Source organism: Streptomyces sp. CNZ287 (assembly GCF_007827615.1).
Window position 1 is genome coordinate 39,593 of sequence record NZ_VISV01000009.1, and the last position, 16,198, is coordinate 55,790.

A 16,198-nucleotide genomic window follows, 5' to 3' on the forward strand; every position below is an offset into this window, starting at 1 on the left:
TCCCGGGGGGCGGTCAGCGTACGGCGCCGACCGCCCCCGCTGCGCGTCCCGCGCCGAGCTCGCCCGCCAGGTCGCGCCAGAGGCCGGCGTAGCCCCGCAGCAGCTCGGCCAACTGCTCCCTGCAGTGCGGCGGCAGGTTCACGGTGATCTTCTCGCGGTCCCGCGCGATGAGGTGGCAGGCGTCGAGCATGCGCAGGACCGTACGGCCCGTCTCCGTCATCCGCAGCGAGGGGTCGCGGCAGAGCGAGTCGAAGATGACGAACAGCTCCCCGGGCGACAGCGCGGGGACGGGCGGTGGCGCAGGCTCGCGGGCAGGCCGCTCCGCCGCGGGCTCCTCCCGCTGCCCCAGCGGTACGGGGTCGTCGCCGCGGCGCAGCCGGTCCCGTACGTCGGCGACGGTGGCCGGCGAGATCCCGGCGCGCCGGGCGACCGACCGCAGCGACGCCCCCGGCTCCTCGCCCAGCAGCTTCGCCGCCAGCTCCCGGCCCTGCGCGGAACGGAACGGCCTGCGCCTGCCGTCGAGCCCGATCCGCGGCGCGTCGTGCGCCTGGCCCCGGGCACGGCCGCGGAGTTCGGCGACCGTCCGCGCGGACAGTCCGGCGACTGCCGCCACCGAGCGGTCCGACCACTGCGGCCGGGCGGTGAGGATGCGCAGCGCGGAGGCGATGCGGTCGCCCCGCGACAGGGGCAGCCCCTGGGCCACGTTCATCGCGACGGCCAGCAGCCGCGCGTCGCTCTCCGAGCCGTCGAAGAACCGCGTGCCGATGTACGCGGCGCCGTTGAGCCGGGCGGCGCGCAGCCGGTGCCGGCCGTCGATCACGGCCATCCGCCCGCGGTGCACGAGGATGGGCGGCAGCTCCGCCTCCACCTCGGAGAGGGCCAGCGCGTAGCCGGCGTCCACGCCCGCGGCGCGCGGGCTGAACGTGACCACCAGACTGGCGACGGGTACCTTCTCGACCGGCAGGTCGCGGACCGCCTCGCGGAGCGCGAGCAGGGTGTCGGAGCCGCCCGCCCGCTCGGCGCGCACGATCTGATTGATGAGCACAGACTCCTCCAGTGGCAGTCGGGGTCCGGCGGCGCGGCCCGCGCACGACGACGGGACCGCTGTCTCGACTCGAAGGCTCCCAGGGCGATCTGACGGCCCGCTGACACGCCGCTGACACGGCGCCGGGGCCCTGTCCGGGACCGGCCGCCGCGCGACCCGTACGCGAGCCGGCCCTGCTGGACTGCGGCTGCTCCCGTTCCGGGGGAACGGGCGTCGCCTCGTCGGCCGTCACCCTCTGCCGCACGCTGGGCAGCTCCCTCGGGGTCGCCGTCATGAGCGCGCTCTCCGGCGGCCTCGGCGGGCACGGGGTGCCCGCCGCCGCGGCGGCCGCGGAGGGCGTGCGGTCGGCCTTCTGGGCGGCGGTCGTCGCGGCCGCGCTGACGCTGCTCGCCGCGCTCTGCGTACGCGAAGTGCCCCTCGGCGGCGCCGGGCCGAAGAGGTGAAGGAACCCGCCGGTACGTACGGGAGCGGCGGATTGTGACACCCCGGCAGGACCGGACGCCGACTCGCGAGCAACCGCGGCTCCGCGTCACATCTGACGCTGGAGCCGTCAACCGCACAACCCCGTGAAGTCGACACCCGGGAGGCAGGGAGATCACATGCCCGCACGCCGTATCCGTCTGGCCACCGCCGGAGTCCTCGGCGCCGCCGCCGCGTCGGGCGCCCTGGCGGCCGGTCCCGCCGCGGCCGCCGCCCCGGCCGTCACGGTGACGCCGAGCACCGGCCTCGCCGACGGCCAGACGGTGTCCGTGAGCGGCTCCGGCTACGTCGCCGGCAGCGCGATCGGCGTCAGCGAGTGCGTCCGCGACACCGTGTGCGCGGAGGACACCGTCCACACCACCGCGGCCGCGGACGGCACCTTGTCGGCCCGGTACGTGGCGCGCAGGCAGTTCCAGGCCACGGACCGGAGCACCGGCCAGACCATCACGGTGGACTGCGCCGTGGAGCAGTGCCAGATCGTGGCCTGGGAGCAGGAGACAGGCCCCATCGCCCAGCCCATCTCCTTCGGCTGACGAAGAGCGCCGGCGCCCGGCCGGTGACTCCGCAGCGATGACAGTGCCCCGTACCGCCCAGGCCCGGGCGGTGCGGGGCGCGCCTGCCGGGGACCGCCGCCGGCGCGCCGCCCGCCGTCAGCCTCCCGGCGCTTCCTCGCCGGCCAGCTCCGCCAGCACCCTGGCCACCCGCCGTTCCCGGGTCGCCGCCGTCTTCGCGCCCTCGACCGCGCGGACATGGCGGCGCTTGTGGGTCGGCGCCAGCCGGTCGTACGCGGCCCGCGCCCCCGGCTCCGCGTCCAGCGAGGCGGTCAGCTCGGGCGGTTCCACGATCTCCCGCGGCTCGGTGTCCAGCCGCACCTCCGCCTCCACCTCCTCGCCCTGCACCACCCCGCTCGCCTTGCGGTGGGCCGCGCTGACTCCGACGACGTACCGCCCGTTCACCGGCGCGATCCGAGTCCGCCAGGAGTGGCCGTTGATCTCGACGACCACCGGCGGCCGCCGGCCCGCCCCGAAACCGTCGACCACCTCGCCCGGCACCTCGAACCCGGTCGCGTTGCCGGCGGGCTCGATCATCGTGCGGAACCTCATCGTTGCTCTCCGTCCTGGGGGTGAAGGTGTCAGGGGCGGTGGCCGCCGTCACACTCTTCCGCTGCCGATCGTCATGGAGATGACGGATGGCACCCGGCCGACGTGACTGCGCCCTGGCGCGCCCGGCCCCCGGCCGTCCGAACCCTATGGTGCGACAGCGAGGAGAGAGATGCAGGCGCGAATAGCCAGCCCCACGGCCGCGGTACCCGGTGCCGTACCGGCGCTGCGGGCACTGGGCGAGGCACTGAAGCGGTCCGGGGTCCCCGAGAGCACCCTCCTCCTCGTCTATCTGCGCACCAGCCAGATCAACGGAGCGAGCTGGAACGTCGACCGGCACGCCGCCGAGATGCGCGCCGCGGGGGAGTCGCCCGAGCGGATCGCCGCCGTCGCCGCCTGGCGCGACGCGCCGTACTACAGCGACGCCGAACGGGCGGCGCTGCTCCTGGCGGAGAGCGCCGCCCGGCTCGGCGACCGGCCGGACGCCGTCCCCGACGCCGTCTGGCACGAAGCCGCCCGCCACTTCGACGAGAGCCAGCTCGCCACCCTCGTCCTGGCCTCGGGTTTCTGCAACCTGTGGCACCGGGTCGTCGCCACCACCCGGCGGCCGGCCGGGCAGCCGCCGGGATGAGCCCCGGCACCCCGCCGGCGCGCCGGGCGGGCTCAGATCCGGCTCGCCTCCACCACGGAGATGGCCGCGGGCGTCCGCACCACCCGCTCCACCTTCAGCCCCGCCTGCGCCAGCAGCTCCCCGTACAGCGCCCCGGTCCGCTCCCGGCCGCCGACGAGCAGCATCAGCCACAGGTCGACGAGCTTGCCCGCGTGCGGCGCGTTGCGCTTGTCCGGCAGCACCATCTCCATGATGAGGACCCGGCCGCCGGGGTTCATCGCCTTCCGCACGTTGGTGAGGATCTCCACGGCCTGCGGCTCCGGCCAGTCGTGCACGATGTGCTTCAGGACGTACGCGTCCCCGCCCTCCGGCACCGGGTCGAAGAGCCCGCCGTCCGCGATCGTGCACCGGTCGGCGACGCCCTCCTTCTCCAGGAAGGCGGCCGCGCCGTTCTCCCCGACCCGGGGGTCGGACAGCACGCCGCGGGCCTTCGGCGACTTGCGCAGCACCCCGGCGAGGAAGTCGCCGCGGCCGCCGCAGAAGTCGACGACGGTGCGGAAGCGGGAGAAGTCGTACGCGGCGAGCAGCGGCTCCGTCTCCGTCGCCGACATCGAGCCCATGCCGCGGATGAACACGCCCCCGTACTCGGGGTTCTCCTCCAGGTACTCGAACGCGCCCATGCCGCGGAGCTTCGGCAGGCTCGGCTCTCCGGTGCGTACCGCCTCGGCGAAGTGCGCCCAGTCCTCCCAGTGCGTCGGATGTCCCATCAGCAGGGCGATGCCGTTCATCGACATCGGCGCGTCCGGCAGCAGCGCCCGGGCCATCGGGGTGAGCGCGAACCGGCCGTCCTTCCGCTCGGTGAAGATCCCGTACGTCGCGAGGAGGCGCAGTAGCCGGCGCAGCGACTCGGGGTCGGTCTCCGTCTTCTCGGCGAGCCGCGCCACCGGCAGCGGCCCGTCCGTCAGCGCCTCCGCGACCCGCAGCTCGGCGGCGGCGTAGATCGCCTGGGAGACCATGGCGCCCTGCGCCAGCTCCAGCAGCGCGAACGGCGGCGGCGCCATCTTGCGGGTCAGCGACTGCAGTGCGGAGCGAATCCCTTCGACGACACGGACGAGACGAGCGGGGGGCAGCGGTGGCATCGGATTCCTCCGTAAGGCGAGTTCCCGTCTTTCCCGGATTCGCCGACGGTAGGCCAGCGCACCGCCGACCGTCATGTGTCCAATTCCGGCGCGGAAACGGAGTCCTGCTCGAGCGCCACTTGAATACCGGGGGGTTGTCCAACTGCGCCCGCTGCGCAGTCGAACAATGCACGACGTCATACCGCGGCAGTGTTTATGGTGTCGCGGATTGCCCATATCAAGCCCGCTCCATGCGGCGGCAAGAAGGAGTGAGATGTCGAGCAAGAACAGGAAGTGGAAGAGGGCTGTCCTGTCCGCAGGCGTGCTCGGCGGTGTCACCGCGGTGACGCTGCCGGCGCCCGCGGTCGCCGACGAGACCGAGCCGGCGATCGAGGTCGTGGCCGGCGAGCTGAACAACCCGCGCGGGCTGCACGTGGACCGCCACGGGCGGATACTCGTCGCCGAGTCCGGCAAGGGCATGGCGGGCTGCGAGGCCGGCAAGCAGTGCGTTGGCGCGACCGGTTCCGTCTACCGCATCGACGGCCGGAAGCAGGGCCGCGTCGTCAACGGCCTGCCGTCCCTCGCCGCCGGCGTGGCCAACCCGCAGCAGCCCATCTCGGCCACCGGCCCCGTCGACGTGGAGCCCAGCGCCTTCGGGTACGTGGTCCTCAACGGCGGCGGCAACACCAACGAGTTCCGCGCGGGCCTGGGCGCCGGGGCCAAGCACCTCGGCACCCTGCGGCACTCCGCCGGCCACACCCTCGCCGACCTCGTCGACTACGAGACGCGGATGGACCCCGACTGGGTGCTCGGCGAGCCGCCCACCCCGAACGAGCCCTCGTCCGTGCAGAGCAATGCCTGGCGGCTGGCCAAGACCGGCAAGGGCGGTTACCTGGCGACGGACGCGGCGGGCAACGACCTGCTGGGCATCTCGGCGTTCGGCTCGATACGCGCCGAGGCCGTCTTCCCCGGCAACACCGTGAACGGCCAGCTCTCCGAGGCCGTACCCGGCGGCGTCGTCGAGACCCGCGACGGCACCGTCTACGTCTCCGACATGGGCGCCCTCAAGCCCGGCGCGGCCCGGATCTGGAAGATCGCACCCGGCCACCGCCCCGTGGTGTTCGCCGAGGGCCTGACGGCCGTCAGCGACCTCGCCCTGGACAAGTCCGGCGATCTCGTCGCGCTCACGATCACCGGCGGCTACGGGCCCGAAGGCCCCAAGCCCGGCGCGGTCAACGTGGTCGACACCGGCACCGGCGACGTCACCCCGGTCGAGACCGGCGACCGGCTGACGATGTCCTCGGGGGTCGCCGTCGGCCCGGACGACGAGATCTACGTGACCAACAACTCGGTCGGGACCAGCGGCGAAGTCCTCAAGATCACCCGCTGACCACCGCCGGTGTCCGTCACCGGCCGACCGGCCGACCGGCCGACCGGCCGGTGACGGACACCCCTGCCCCCTGGCCACTACCATGGCGGCTTCCGGGAGCACCTGTTCGAGTCGGAGAGGTCCATGGCGGGAGTGCGGCAGGCGCGGGCGATGCGGACCCGCCAGGCGATCATCACGGTGGCCGCCGAGGTCTTCGACGAGTACGGCTACGACAGCGCCAGCCTCAGCCGGATCGTGCAGCGTGCGGGCACCACGATGGGCGGTCTGTACTTCCACTTCGAGTCCAAGCAGGCGCTGGCCAAGGCCGTACTCGCCGAACAGGGACCTGAGCAGTGGCTGCTCCCGCCCGGGGCCAACGGGCTGCAGCAGCTCATCGACGTCACCATGCGCCTCGCCCACGAACTCCGCAGCAACGTCGTGCTCAGTGCCGGCCTGCGGCTGACGTTCGAGCGCAGTGGCCTGGAGAAGGACGGCGCGACCCTCCACCACCTCTGGACCGACCACCTCCGCAGCCAGATGGCCGCCGCCCGCGCGGCGTCGGAACTCCTGCCGGAGGTCGACGAGGCGGAGTGCGCCCACATGCTGATGGGCGCGTACTTCGGCATCCAGGTGCTGTCGCAGGCGACGACGGGCCGCGCGGATCTGCCGGAGCGGGTGGCGGCGCTGTGGCGGTACCTGCTGCCGGGGATGGCGACAGCGGAGGCGCGCGCGAGGCTGGAGATCCGCCCGTACGAGGACGCGGCCGCGGACCTGTCCACGCCTGGACCGCCGGCTCGCGTGGGAGGAGAGGCGGACGGATGAGGCTCACGGTCCTGGGCGCCACCGGCGCCATCAAGACCGCCACCTTCACCCTGATCCACGACGGCCTGCTCGCCTTCCTGACGACCTGGCAGACCTACGGCTTCGTCCTCTGCGGCATCGCCGCCGTACTCCTCCTGGAGAACGCCCTGCAAGCCGGCTCCCTCGCCGCCTCCCAGCCGGCCCTCACCATCGGCGACGCCACGGTGAGCCTGGCCCTCGGCGTCTTCCTCTTCGAGGAGAGCATCCGCCTGGGCTGGTGGCTGCTCCCCGCCTGCGTAGGCGTGGCCATCGTCCTGACCGGCGTCCTAGCCCTGGCCCGCGCGGTCCCCGACGCCCGCACCGCAACCGGCTGACCGCCACCGCCGACGCACGCCCCCGGCCCGTATCCGGGCGTATGAGAGTTTCCTGTGAATGGCGGCTTCGACCGCCGGCGGCCGGTTCGGGTCCTAGGCTGTGCTTCCTCGATCAACTCCTATGGGAGCGGATGGCGTTCGCGCCCGGTGGGCCCGTCCGTCACCGTCGTCACCTGTCAAGGCGCCGACCATCGACGGCGAGTACATGGAGACCGGCGAGGACACGCGGCGGATCACCGGCCGGATCCAGATCTGCGTTCCGTTCCCCGCCGGTGCTCACAACGCCGTCTCCACCTCAGCGAGTTGATGGGCGGAGGGGGCGGTCGGCAGCCTGCAGAAATCGGATCTGACGGAGGGGCAGCGGATCCGCGTCGACCGGTTTGTACGCGACCTGCCGAAGAACGCGGAACCGCCGACGTTCACCGTGCTGCCGAGCGGCATCGTCCAGGTCTGCTGCGAGGTTCCCGCGAAGGGTGCGCCGGGACTCTACGACACCCACGCGATCCTCATGGACTCCGCCGGCGCCCCGGCCGAGCCCCGTCCCGGCGATCTCTGACCCCTCCCGGCGGGTCACCCGATTGCCCCTTCGACGGCGTGACGCGGGGCCCGGGTCCTTAGCGTGGGGACGCGGGCAGGACCGCCCATCGAGGGAGCCGGGACCGGAGCGAGGGCCGGCTGCTCGCGGCGAATCGCTCACCCTCCTCCCCGTGATGTCCGAATAGTCTGAAACCCTCTGCGCGAGAGCCCGCGCACGCCGCCGCCGGAGAGATCGGACGGGACGATGGACCAGACCGCATCACCACCGGACACAATCGTACTCATCCACGGCCTCTGGATGACGCCCCTGTCGTGGGAGCACTGGGTCACCCGGTACGAGCGGCGCGGCCTGAAGGTGATCACGCCCGGCTACCCGGGGATCGAGCCGGGCGAGGCCGGCGTCGAGGCGCTGCGCCGTGACCCCTCGCCGCTGGCGGGGCTCGGCGTGCGCGACATCTTCGACCACCTGGCCGGGGTGGTGGCGGCGCTCGACACGAAGCCGGCCCTCATCGGCCACTCGTTCGGCGGCACCTTCGTGCAGCTCCTCCTCGGCGCCGGGTACGGCGCGGTCGGTGTGTCCATCGACGGCGCGCCCGTCAAGGGGATCCGGGCGCTGCCGGTGAGCGAGATCAGGGCCCTCTTTCCGGTCCTGCACAACCCGGCGAACAAGAACCGCGCGGTGCCGATCACCGAGAAGCAGTTCCACCACGCGTTCACGAACAACATGAGCGAGGAGGAGTCGAAGGCCGTCTACGACCGCTACGCCGTCCCCGTCTCCGGCCGGCTCCTCTTCCAGGGCGGCTTCGCCAACCTCGCGCCGCACGCAGCGACGGCCTACGACTTCGCCGACCGCGACCGGGCGCCCCTGCTCTTCGTCTCCGGCGGCGACGACCGCATCCTGCCGCCGGCCGTGCAGCACGAGAACTACCGGAAGAACGAGAAGCACGGCGGCGCCATCGTCGCGTACCGGAAGTTCCCCGGCCGCAGTCACTACACCTGCGGCGAGGACGGCTGGGAAGAGGTCGCCGACTTCGCGCTCGACTGGGCGATCGAACCCGCGCCCCTGCACATCGACCCGAGCTGAGCGCGGCGGAGCAGGTTCCCGGCGGCGGCCGGGCCGTCAGTGCCCGGTGGCAGTATCCCGGGCAGGAGCGGCGACGGGTCCGACGGGCACGGGTTCCTGGGGGCGTTGGCAGGAGGAGTGGGTTCCGCGGGCGGACGGCCAGGAGGACTACCAGGAGGACGAGGAGCAGGACGAGGGCGGTGGGGGGGCCGGCTTCGCGATGGGCGGGCCGGGGCGGCGGAGGCGGTGATCGTCGCGGCCGAGGAGCGGCTGGGGCTGCGGCTGCCGGAGTCGTACCGGGAGCGCCGTCCTGCTGAACCAGCTCCGGTACGTGCGGGCGCGCCTTCCACCTGTCCGTGGCCGAACGGGGCGAGGAGCTCTGGGCGTTCACCGTACGAGGCGCGAAGGCCGAGCGCTCCGGCGTGATACCCGACGCCCCGGACCCCGCCCGGCTCTTCCGCCCGGAGGGCACCGAGCAGGAGCGCGAAGCGCGCGTGCCGGCGGCCCTCCGGGCCGAACTCGGGCTCCCGCTCCCGCGCTTCGCGCTCACCCGGGGCAGGCTGCCCACCCTCACCACCCGGTCCTGGACCCGCGAGCCCCGCGAGGGAGAGGGGTTCGCCTGCGCCTTTCTCACGGGCGGCCCGCACCGGAGCTGAACGCCCCCCTCGGCGCGATCGGTGTGCCTATCCGTTGAGATGACGGCGCATCACCCTTCGCGGTCGGCCGTGGCGTCCGGCGGTCACGGTGTGTGTCGGGCATGATGCTCGGCGTGGCGGTATGGGAGCCGGTGGCGGTGCTGCTCGGCGTGGTGATCGGCGGGGTCGCGGCGCTGCACGGGCTGGGCGCGTGGCTGCGGGGCGGGCCGGGGGCGCTGGTGTCGGGGCCGTTCAGCGGCGGACTGCCGCCCGCGGAGCACGCGTTCTCCCGGTTCCACGTGCGCTGGTATCCCGTGACGATGATCTTCCTGGCGTTCGACATGGAGATGCTCTTCATGTACCCGTGGGTGCGCGTCGTCAGCGAGATGGGCACGCCGGCCGTGGTCGAGATGTTCCTCTTTCTGGGCATCCTCTTCGCGGCCGTCGTCTACGCCTGGCGCGAGGGCGCGCTGCGGTGGGCCTGAGGGAAGCGCTGCGCCGCACGGGGACCCGGCATCCCGCCGTCCTGCTGGCCGTCCACCCCGGTGGTACGGAGACGCGGCTGGCGGTGGAGGCGGGGCTGCGGCGGCGTGGCTGGCCGGTGGCCGCGAGCCCGGCGGCGGCGAGCGGGCTGCTGGTCGTCGGGGCGGGCGGCGCCGGGGCGGGGGAGTGGACGGACGCGCTCTGGCGGCAGATCCCGTACCCCAAGTCCCGGTCCACGGTGACCGGAGCGGAAGGCGTCGAGACGGCGCTGGACGGACTGCTGCGGACGCTGGCGGCACCCGCCGGAGGCAGCGGCGGGGGTGTGGCCGGTGAGGTGGGCCCGGGGGAGGGCGCCGCGGGCAGGCGGCCCGGTGCGGGGCACGCCGCTCACCAAGACCACGGCACCCACGAGGGCCCCCGTGGCGGGGAGGACAACCGCGGCCACGGAGGCGAACCCGGCCACGAGGGGCACACGGGGCACGAGAGCGCTGATGGCCATGACGCCCACGAGCCCCCCGGCGGCCACGGTGCGCACGATGCTCACGCGGCGCATCTCGGTCACGCCGGCCCCGTCGCCGGGTTGCCCATGGCCGAACGTGCCGACGACCGCGACGGGCTCCGGCTCGACCGGTTGCACCTGCCGCTCGGGCCCGGGCTCGCCGACTGGCCCGCCGGGCTCGTGCTCGACGTCGCCCTGCAAGGGGACGTCGTGCAGCACGCCGGGGTGCGTACCGCCACGCCCGCCGCGGAGGAGCTGCCGTACTGGGACGAGCCGTGGCTGCGGGCGGCCCGCGGTGAGGACGTCGTGCGCGGCGCCGCCCACCGGCGGTGCTGCGCCGCGCATCTGGACAGCATCGCGCGGCTGCTCGCGGTCTCCGGATGGCCCGATCCCGCCGCCCGCGCCCGCCGGTTGCGCGACGCCGTGCTCGACGGGGTGCCGGCCCGGGTGTGGAGTGCGGGGCTGGAGCGGCTCGGACGGCGCGTGCGCCGGTCGCGCGTGCTGCGGGCGTCGACGGCCGGGCTCGGCGCGCTGCCCGCCGCGCGGGCGCGGCGGTCCGGGGTGACGGGTCCCGCGCTGGCCGCCGACGGTGACGCGTACGACCGGCTGCTCACCTGGCTCGACGAGGCTGCGCGCCACGCCGCCGGCGTCGACGACGACCGGCCCCTGGCACGGTACGGCCAGGACGGCCCGCGCGGGCGGCTCGACGGCCCGCGGCCGCCGTCGCGGGCGCTCCTGGACGTCCTGCCCGACCTGCTGCGCGGCGCCGAGTTCACGTCCGCCCGCGTGATCGTGGCCAGCCTCGACCCCGACCTCGACGAACTGGCGGTGGTCGTCCGTGGCTGACACCGCGCCCGTGTGGGCCGTCGTGCTGCTGCCCTTCGCTCTCGCCGCCGCGGCGGCCCTCGTCGCCGGCTTCGACGCCGTGCTGGCCGCCGCGGCGGGAGGCGGCCGCCGGGGCCGCCCCCTGCGCGCCGCGCCGGCGCCGCTGCGCGCGGGACTGCGGCTGCTGGGCCAGCAGCCGCGGCGTACGACCGTGGATGATCCGTGGCTCGGCCGCATGGGGATCGCGCTCGTCCCCGTGTCCGCCGTGCTCGCCGGCGCCGTGCTCCCGTGGGGGTTCCGGGCCGTCACGGATCCGGTGGTGGGCGTGGTGTGGTTCAACGCGATGGAGGCGCTGGCGTGGGCCGCGGTGTGGCTGGCCGGCTGGGGACCGAACTCGGCGCTGTCGCTGATCGGCGGCTATCGCTTCCTCGCCCAGGGCCTGGCCTACGAGCTGCCGCACATGTTCGCGCTCACCACCGCGGCGCTCGGCGCGGAGTCGCTGCGGGTCGGCGAGGTGGTGGCGGCGCAGCGGGGGCTGTGGTTCGCGGTGTGGATGCCGGCGGCGTTCGCCGTGTTCCTCCTCAGCGCGCTGGCGATGGCCTTCTGGGGCCCGTTCGACCACCCCCTCGGGCGGGACGCCGCGGGCGGTGCCGCCGCCGAGTACGCGGGCGTGGACCGGCTGGTGCTGCTGGCCGGGCGGTGGCTGCTGCTGGTGGTCACGGCCGGGTTCAGCGTGCCGCTGTTCCTCGGCGGCGGCCACGGGCCGTGGCTGCCGGCGTGGGCGTGGACGCTGCTGAAGACGGCCGCGGTGCTCGGCCTGCTGGTGGCCGGCAGGCGGCTGCTGCCGACGCTGCGCATGGAGCGCTACGTGGAGTTCGCGCTGATGGTGCTCGTGCCGGTGACGCTGCTGCAGGCGCTGGCCGTCGCCGTCGTCGTCCTGAGCCGATGAGAGACCGATGAGGGAAGGAGGCCGGACCGATGCCCGATGACGCGGTGTTCTGGGTGCTCGCCGTGACGGCGTTGGCGAGCGGGGCGATGGTGTTCCGCTTCGACTCCATGGCCCGGGCGACGTACGCCCTGCTGCTGTCCCTCTTGTGCGTCGGCGGCCTGGTCCTCCGGCTCGGCCTCGACTACCTGGGCGTGGTCGTCATCCTCATGATGACGATCGAGATGTCCATCATGGCCCTGTTCATGGTGATGTTCATGATGAACCCGGCCGGGCTGCTGCCCATGTCGATGCTGCACAACAAGCGGGGCGCGGCGGCGGTCAGCGCCGCCGTCTTCGTCCTGCTGGCCGCCGGCATCCTGCTGGCCCCCTGGCCGGGGCGGCACGGGAAGCCGGACGACGACCCGACGATGGCCCTGGGCGAGTCGCTGATGGGCCCGCACATGCTGACGATGATGACGCTGGGCCTCGCGCTCTTCGCCACCATCGTCGCCACCGTCGTGCTCGCCACCGGCCGCGGCCGGTACGACCGCTTCGGCGACGACCTGCGCGCCCGCCGCCCCGCCGATCCCGTACGCCCCGGGGCGCGCCGGTGACGCTGGAGCCGCTCCTGCTCGTGGCCGCCGCGCTGTTCTCCGTCGGGCTGTTCGGCGCGCTCTCCCAGCAGTCCGTCGTGATGCTGATGATGGGTCTGGAGCTGATGCTCGGCGGCGTCATCCTCGCCGCCGCCGCGGTCTGGCACTTCGTCGCGCCCGCCGCCACCGACGGGCAGGTGCTCGTCGTGCTGGCCGTCACCGTGATGGCGGTGGAGATGGCCGTCGGCTTCGCCGTGGTCACGGCCCTGTTCCGGTGCCGCGAGGTCGACATGACCGACGACGCCGCGGAGTTGAAGGGGTGAGCGCGGCGCTCTGGGCGCTCGTCGCCCTGCCGCTCGCCGCCGGGACGCTGCTCGCCGCGATCGGGCGCCGGACCGACCGGTTCGCGCCCGCCGTCGCCGTCGCCACCTCCGCCGCCGTGCTCGCCCTGGCCGGCTACGCCGCCGCGGTCCCGGCGGCGGTGCGGGCGCCGCTGCTGGCGGGGCTGCCGTTCGGGCTCGGCGCGCACGGGCTGTCCGGGCCGATGGCGGTGACCGTCGCCGCCGTCACCCTGGCCGTGCTCGTCTTCAGCGCCGGCGACATCGGCGCCGGGCAGCCGCGCGCCCGTTTCTTCGGCCTCATGCTGCTGTTCGGCGGCGCCATGCTCGTCACCGTCACCGCCACGACCCTGCCGGCGCTGCTGATGGGCTGGGAGTTCATGGGCGCCACCTCCTGGGCGCTGATCGGCTTCCGGTGGCACGATCCGGCAGGGGCCGAAGCGGCGGGCGTCGCGTATGTGACCACCCGGGCCGCCGACCTGGGGCTCTACCTCGCCGCGGGTGCGGCCCTCGCCGCCGGCCAGGCGTCCGGTCTCGCGCTCGACCGGCTGCACGAGGTGCCCGCCCCCTGGCTGCACCTGCTGACCGCGGGCGTCGTCGCCGCGGCGCTGGGCAAGTCCGCGCAACTCCCGTACAGCTTCTGGCTGTCGCGCGCCATGCGGGGCCCGAGTCCCGTCTCGGCGCTGCTGCACTCCGCGACGATGGTCGTCGCCGGCGCGTACCTGCTGCTGCGGCTGCAGCCGCTGCTCGCCGCCTCCGGCTGGGGCGACGACGCGGTGGCCTGGACCGGCGCGGCCACCGCGCTCGCCCTCGGCCTGGTCGCGGTGGCGCAGCGCGACCTCAAGCAGCTCCTCGCCGCGTCCAGTTGCGCCCAGATCGGCTTCATGGTGCTCGCCGCGGGCGCGAGCGCGACCACCGGCGGCACCCTGCAACTCATGGCGCACGCCGCGGCGAAGAGCCTGGCGTTCCTCGTGGCCGGCTTCTGGCTGACGGCGTTCGGCGCCGGTACGCTGCCCGCGCTGCGCGGCGCCGCCCGGCGGAACCGGATCGGAGGCGCGGCGTTCACCGTGGCCGCCCTGAGCCTGGCCGGGGTGCCGCCGCTGTCGCTGTGGGCGGCGAAGGACCTGCTGCTGGCCGGGGCGCTGGAGACCAGCCCGGCGCTGTACGCGGCGGGTCTGGCGGCGGCCGTCGTCTCCGCGGTCTACGCCGTCAAAGCCCTCTGGTACGTATGGCGCCCGCCCGGACCCGTACGGCTCCCGGTCCCGGCACCGGCGGCGGCCGGACGACGCGAAGGCCGGCCACAGGGCCCCCGCGCTCTCCCCGTGCCCGGGGCGGCGGCGTTCGCCGCGCTCGCCCTCGCCGTCGCCGCCCTGGCCGTCCTCGCCCTGCCCGGGCCGCGCGCCGCCGTCGCCGACCGGATCGGCGCGGGCGGCGAAGCCGCCCCGTACGCCTGGGAGCTGGCGCTCTCCGCCGCCCTCGCCCTCGCCGCGGCCGCCGCCGCCTGGGCGTGGGGCGACCGCCGCAGCCCCCTGCCCGCGCGGGTCACCGCCGCCGCGTCCGCCTGGCTCGGCCTGGAGGCAGGGGTCCGCGCCCTCCTCGTACGCCCCGTGTGCCGCCTCGCCGCCGCGCTGGCCGCCTTCGACGACCGGGTGCTCGACCGCGGCGTCGACGGCCTCGCCCGCGGCACCGTCCGGCTCGCCGGCGGCGCCGACCGCGGTGCGGAGGCGGCCGTCGACGGCGCCGTCGAAGGCATCGGCGCCCTGAGCCGCGCGCTGGGCCGGCTCGCCCGCCGCCCGCAGACCGGCCAGGTGCACACCTACCTCGCCCAGGCCGTCGCGGCCTTCACCGTCCTCGCCGCCGTCTTCGTCCTCGTGAGGTGACCGCCCCCGTGCTCACGGCCATCGTCTTCGTCCCCGCCGCCGCGGCCGGCGCGCTGCTGTGCGTACCGCGCGCCGCCGGCCGCCGGGTCTTCCTCCTCGCCTGGGCAGCCGTGTCCGCCGCCGTCCTCGCGCTGACCGTCGCGCTGTGGCTCGGCTACGACCCCGGCGGCGGCATCCAGTACGAGACGAACGCCCGCTGGATCCCCAGCGCCGGCATCGGCTACCACATCGGCGTCGACGGCCTGTCGCTTCCGCTGCTCGCCCTCACCGCCGTCCTCTTCCCGGCCTGCGCGCTGTACGCGCTGCGCGAGACCCGCCGGGTGCGGGAGTTCGCCGCCCTCTTCCTCTTCCTGGAGACCACCTGCCTCGGCCTCTTCGCCTCGCTCGACCTCATCCTCTTCTTCGTCTTCTTCGACCTGTCGATCGTCGCGATGTACTTCGTCATCGCCGGCTGGGGCCACCCGGGCGCCGCCCGCGCCGCGCAGAAGTTCTTCCTCTACACCTTCTCCGGCTCGCTCGCGCTGCTCCTCGGCTTCATCGGCCTGTATCTGGCCGCCACGCCGCACACGTTCGACATCGTCGCGCTGGCCGGGGAGAACCCGCTGGCCGGGCGGTCCGGCTACGGCGCCCTGGTGCTGCTGGCGATCGGCCTCGGCCTGGCGGTCAAGACGCCGACGGTGCCGTTCCACACCTGGCTGCCCCCGGCCCACACCGAGGCCCCGGCGGCCGGTTCCGCGATCCTGGCCGGGGTGCTGCTGAAGATGGGCACGTTCGGGTTCCTGCGCATCGCGATGCCGCTGCTGCCGGGGTCGTGGCGCACGTACGCGGCCGTCTTCGTGGTCGTCGGCGTCGTCTCCGTGCTCTACGGGGCACTGGTGGCCCTGGCGCAGACGGACTTCAAGCGCATGATCGCGTACACCTCGGTCAACCACATGGGATACATCCTCCTGGCGCTCGGCGCCGCCGCCGCTCTGGGCGAGGAGACCGCGGCCGCCCGCCGTCTCGCCGTGACCGGGGCGACGTACCAGATGGTGAGCCACGGGCTGCTCACCGGCGCGCTGTTCCTCCTCGCCGGCGTGCTGCACGAGCGCGGCCGCACGTACGCCATGGGCGCCTACTCCGGCGTCGCCGCCCGCGCCCCGGCCTTCGCCGCGCTCACCGGGGTCGCCGTCTTCGCCTCCCTCGGGCTGCCCGGGTTCTCCGGCTTCATCGCCGAGTTCCAGATCCTCGCCGGCAGCCTCGGCCCGCGCCCGGTGGCGACCGCGCTGGCCGTGCTCGGCATCCTGCTGACCGCAGCGCTGCTGGTGCGGGCGCTGCAGCGGATCTTCCTCGGGCCGCTGCGGCTGCCCGACTCGCCCGGCACGCCGCGGCCGTTCCCCGACCTGCGCGCGCACGAGGCGGCGGCGATCGTCCCGCTGCTGGCCCTCGCCGTCGTGCTCGGCGTCTTCCCGCGCTTCGTCCTCGACGTCATCGAGCCGTTCTCGCGCGGCGTGCTGGAGCTCGTCGCCCGGTGAGCGGGA

Annotated in this window: 18 protein-coding genes; 15 read left to right on the top strand and 3 right to left on the bottom strand. The window is 74.6% G+C overall.

What is annotated here, in order from left to right; translation table 11 throughout:
* Positions 1-13 precede the first annotated feature (13 nt).
* Positions 14-1,045, bottom strand: a complete 1,032-nt coding sequence (locus tag FB457_RS17725) for a ParB/RepB/Spo0J family partition protein (protein ID WP_052770555.1) — start codon at positions 1,043-1,045, stop codon at positions 14-16.
* A gap of 272 nt (positions 1,046-1,317) precedes the next feature.
* On the opposite strand from FB457_RS17725, the gene FB457_RS35280 reads away from it, so the two are divergent.
* Positions 1,318-1,488 carry a hypothetical protein gene (locus FB457_RS35280; protein ID WP_164492607.1) on the top strand — a complete coding sequence of 57 codons (171 nt, stop codon included), beginning with the start codon at positions 1,318-1,320 and terminating at the stop codon, positions 1,486-1,488.
* A gap of 156 nt (positions 1,489-1,644) precedes the next feature.
* Entirely contained in the window at positions 1,645-2,058 is a 414-nt protein-coding gene (locus FB457_RS17735; protein WP_145782374.1) for an enediyne antibiotic chromoprotein, read from the top strand.
* 117 nt (positions 2,059-2,175) lie between these two features.
* Here FB457_RS17735 and FB457_RS17740 read toward each other — a convergent pair whose 3' ends face one another.
* Positions 2,176-2,628 (bottom strand): YdeI/OmpD-associated family protein, encoded by a 453-nt coding sequence (locus tag FB457_RS17740; RefSeq protein ID WP_145782376.1) that lies wholly within the window; start codon positions 2,626-2,628, stop codon positions 2,176-2,178.
* 169 nt (positions 2,629-2,797) lie between these two features.
* Here FB457_RS17740 and FB457_RS17745 point away from each other — a divergent pair, with 169 nt between their 5' ends.
* Entirely contained in the window at positions 2,798-3,256 is a 459-nt protein-coding gene (locus FB457_RS17745; RefSeq protein ID WP_047019041.1) for a carboxymuconolactone decarboxylase family protein, read from the top strand.
* Between the two features lie 32 nt (positions 3,257-3,288).
* Here the strand turns inward: FB457_RS17745 and FB457_RS17750 are convergent, their stop codons facing one another.
* Positions 3,289-4,374, bottom strand: a complete 1,086-nt coding sequence (locus tag FB457_RS17750; protein ID WP_078898537.1) for a methyltransferase — start codon at positions 4,372-4,374, stop codon at positions 3,289-3,291.
* A gap of 253 nt (positions 4,375-4,627) precedes the next feature.
* On the opposite strand from FB457_RS17750, the gene FB457_RS17755 reads away from it, so the two are divergent.
* The 12 genes from FB457_RS17755 to FB457_RS17815 all read left to right on the top strand — a co-directional run bounded on the left by FB457_RS17755 (position 4,628) and on the right by FB457_RS17815 (position 16,192).
* Positions 4,628-5,743, top strand: coding sequence for a ScyD/ScyE family protein (locus FB457_RS17755; protein ID WP_047019043.1), 1,116 nt, complete (start codon positions 4,628-4,630; stop codon positions 5,741-5,743).
* A gap of 123 nt (positions 5,744-5,866) precedes the next feature.
* Positions 5,867-6,544: a ScbR family autoregulator-binding transcription factor gene (locus FB457_RS17760; protein WP_145782378.1), complete on the top strand. Its 678-nt coding sequence runs from the start codon at positions 5,867-5,869 to the stop codon at positions 6,542-6,544.
* The gene (locus tag FB457_RS17765) at positions 6,541-6,897 is read left to right on the top strand and encodes a DMT family protein (protein ID WP_486589055.1); all 357 of its coding nucleotides are present in this window, start codon (positions 6,541-6,543) and stop codon (positions 6,895-6,897) included. Before FB457_RS17760 ends, FB457_RS17765 begins: the two co-directional genes overlap by 4 nt.
* A 781-nt stretch (positions 6,898-7,678) precedes the next feature.
* The gene (locus tag FB457_RS17775; RefSeq protein WP_047019044.1) at positions 7,679-8,518 is read left to right on the top strand and encodes an alpha/beta hydrolase; all 840 of its coding nucleotides are present in this window, start codon (positions 7,679-7,681) and stop codon (positions 8,516-8,518) included.
* A gap of 335 nt (positions 8,519-8,853) precedes the next feature.
* A complete protein-coding gene (locus FB457_RS17780; RefSeq protein ID WP_486589056.1) occupies positions 8,854-9,153 on the top strand; it encodes a hypothetical protein in 300 nt (99 codons plus the stop codon).
* 101 nt (positions 9,154-9,254) lie between these two features.
* Positions 9,255-9,617: an NADH-quinone oxidoreductase subunit A gene (locus FB457_RS17785; protein WP_047019047.1), complete on the top strand. Its 363-nt coding sequence runs from the start codon at positions 9,255-9,257 to the stop codon at positions 9,615-9,617.
* The gene (locus tag FB457_RS17790) at positions 9,608-10,960 is read left to right on the top strand and encodes a hypothetical protein (RefSeq protein ID WP_145782381.1); all 1,353 of its coding nucleotides are present in this window, start codon (positions 9,608-9,610) and stop codon (positions 10,958-10,960) included. The genes FB457_RS17785 and FB457_RS17790 overlap by 10 nt, the downstream gene beginning before the upstream one ends.
* Positions 10,953-11,888 (top strand): NADH-quinone oxidoreductase subunit H, encoded by a 936-nt coding sequence (locus FB457_RS17795; RefSeq protein WP_145782383.1) that lies wholly within the window; start codon positions 10,953-10,955, stop codon positions 11,886-11,888. The genes FB457_RS17790 and FB457_RS17795 overlap by 8 nt, the downstream gene beginning before the upstream one ends.
* Before the next feature lie 29 nt (positions 11,889-11,917).
* Positions 11,918-12,481, top strand: coding sequence for an NADH-quinone oxidoreductase subunit J (locus FB457_RS17800; protein ID WP_145782385.1), 564 nt, complete (start codon positions 11,918-11,920; stop codon positions 12,479-12,481).
* Entirely contained in the window at positions 12,478-12,783 is a 306-nt protein-coding gene (gene nuoK, locus FB457_RS17805; protein ID WP_047019051.1) for an NADH-quinone oxidoreductase subunit NuoK, read from the top strand. The genes FB457_RS17800 and nuoK overlap by 4 nt, the downstream gene beginning before the upstream one ends.
* The gene (locus FB457_RS17810) at positions 12,780-14,678 is read left to right on the top strand and encodes a proton-conducting transporter transmembrane domain-containing protein (RefSeq protein ID WP_145782386.1); all 1,899 of its coding nucleotides are present in this window, start codon (positions 12,780-12,782) and stop codon (positions 14,676-14,678) included. Before nuoK ends, FB457_RS17810 begins: the two co-directional genes overlap by 4 nt.
* A gap of 8 nt (positions 14,679-14,686) precedes the next feature.
* Positions 14,687-16,192 carry a complex I subunit 4 family protein gene (locus FB457_RS17815; protein ID WP_078898743.1) on the top strand — a complete coding sequence of 502 codons (1,506 nt, stop codon included), beginning with the start codon at positions 14,687-14,689 and terminating at the stop codon, positions 16,190-16,192.
* Positions 16,193-16,198 lie beyond the last annotated feature (6 nt).

Bases quoted from the DNA above. Each gene is read 5' to 3' on its own strand.
- FB457_RS17760 (WP_145782378.1), top strand. From the start codon at position 5,867: ATGGCGGGAGTGCGGCAGGCGCGGGCGATGCGGACCCGCCAGGCGATC.
- FB457_RS17745 (WP_047019041.1), top strand. From the start codon at position 2,798: ATGCAGGCGCGAATAGCCAGCCCCACGGCCGCGGTACCCGGTGCCGTA.
- FB457_RS17775 (WP_047019044.1), top strand. From the start codon at position 7,679: ATGGACCAGACCGCATCACCACCGGACACAATCGTACTCATCCACGGC.
- FB457_RS17785 (WP_047019047.1), top strand. From the start codon at position 9,255: ATGATGCTCGGCGTGGCGGTATGGGAGCCGGTGGCGGTGCTGCTCGGC.
- FB457_RS17735 (WP_145782374.1), top strand. From the start codon at position 1,645: ATGCCCGCACGCCGTATCCGTCTGGCCACCGCCGGAGTCCTCGGCGCC.
- FB457_RS17800 (WP_145782385.1), top strand. From the start codon at position 11,918: ATGCCCGATGACGCGGTGTTCTGGGTGCTCGCCGTGACGGCGTTGGCG.
- FB457_RS17750 (WP_078898537.1), bottom strand. From the start codon at position 4,374: ATGCCACCGCTGCCCCCCGCTCGTCTCGTCCGTGTCGTCGAAGGGATT.
- FB457_RS17740 (WP_145782376.1), bottom strand. From the start codon at position 2,628: ATGAGGTTCCGCACGATGATCGAGCCCGCCGGCAACGCGACCGGGTTC.
- FB457_RS17765 (WP_486589055.1), top strand. From the start codon at position 6,541: ATGAGGCTCACGGTCCTGGGCGCCACCGGCGCCATCAAGACCGCCACC.
- FB457_RS35280 (WP_164492607.1), top strand. From the start codon at position 1,318: ATGAGCGCGCTCTCCGGCGGCCTCGGCGGGCACGGGGTGCCCGCCGCC.
- FB457_RS17755 (WP_047019043.1), top strand. From the start codon at position 4,628: ATGTCGAGCAAGAACAGGAAGTGGAAGAGGGCTGTCCTGTCCGCAGGC.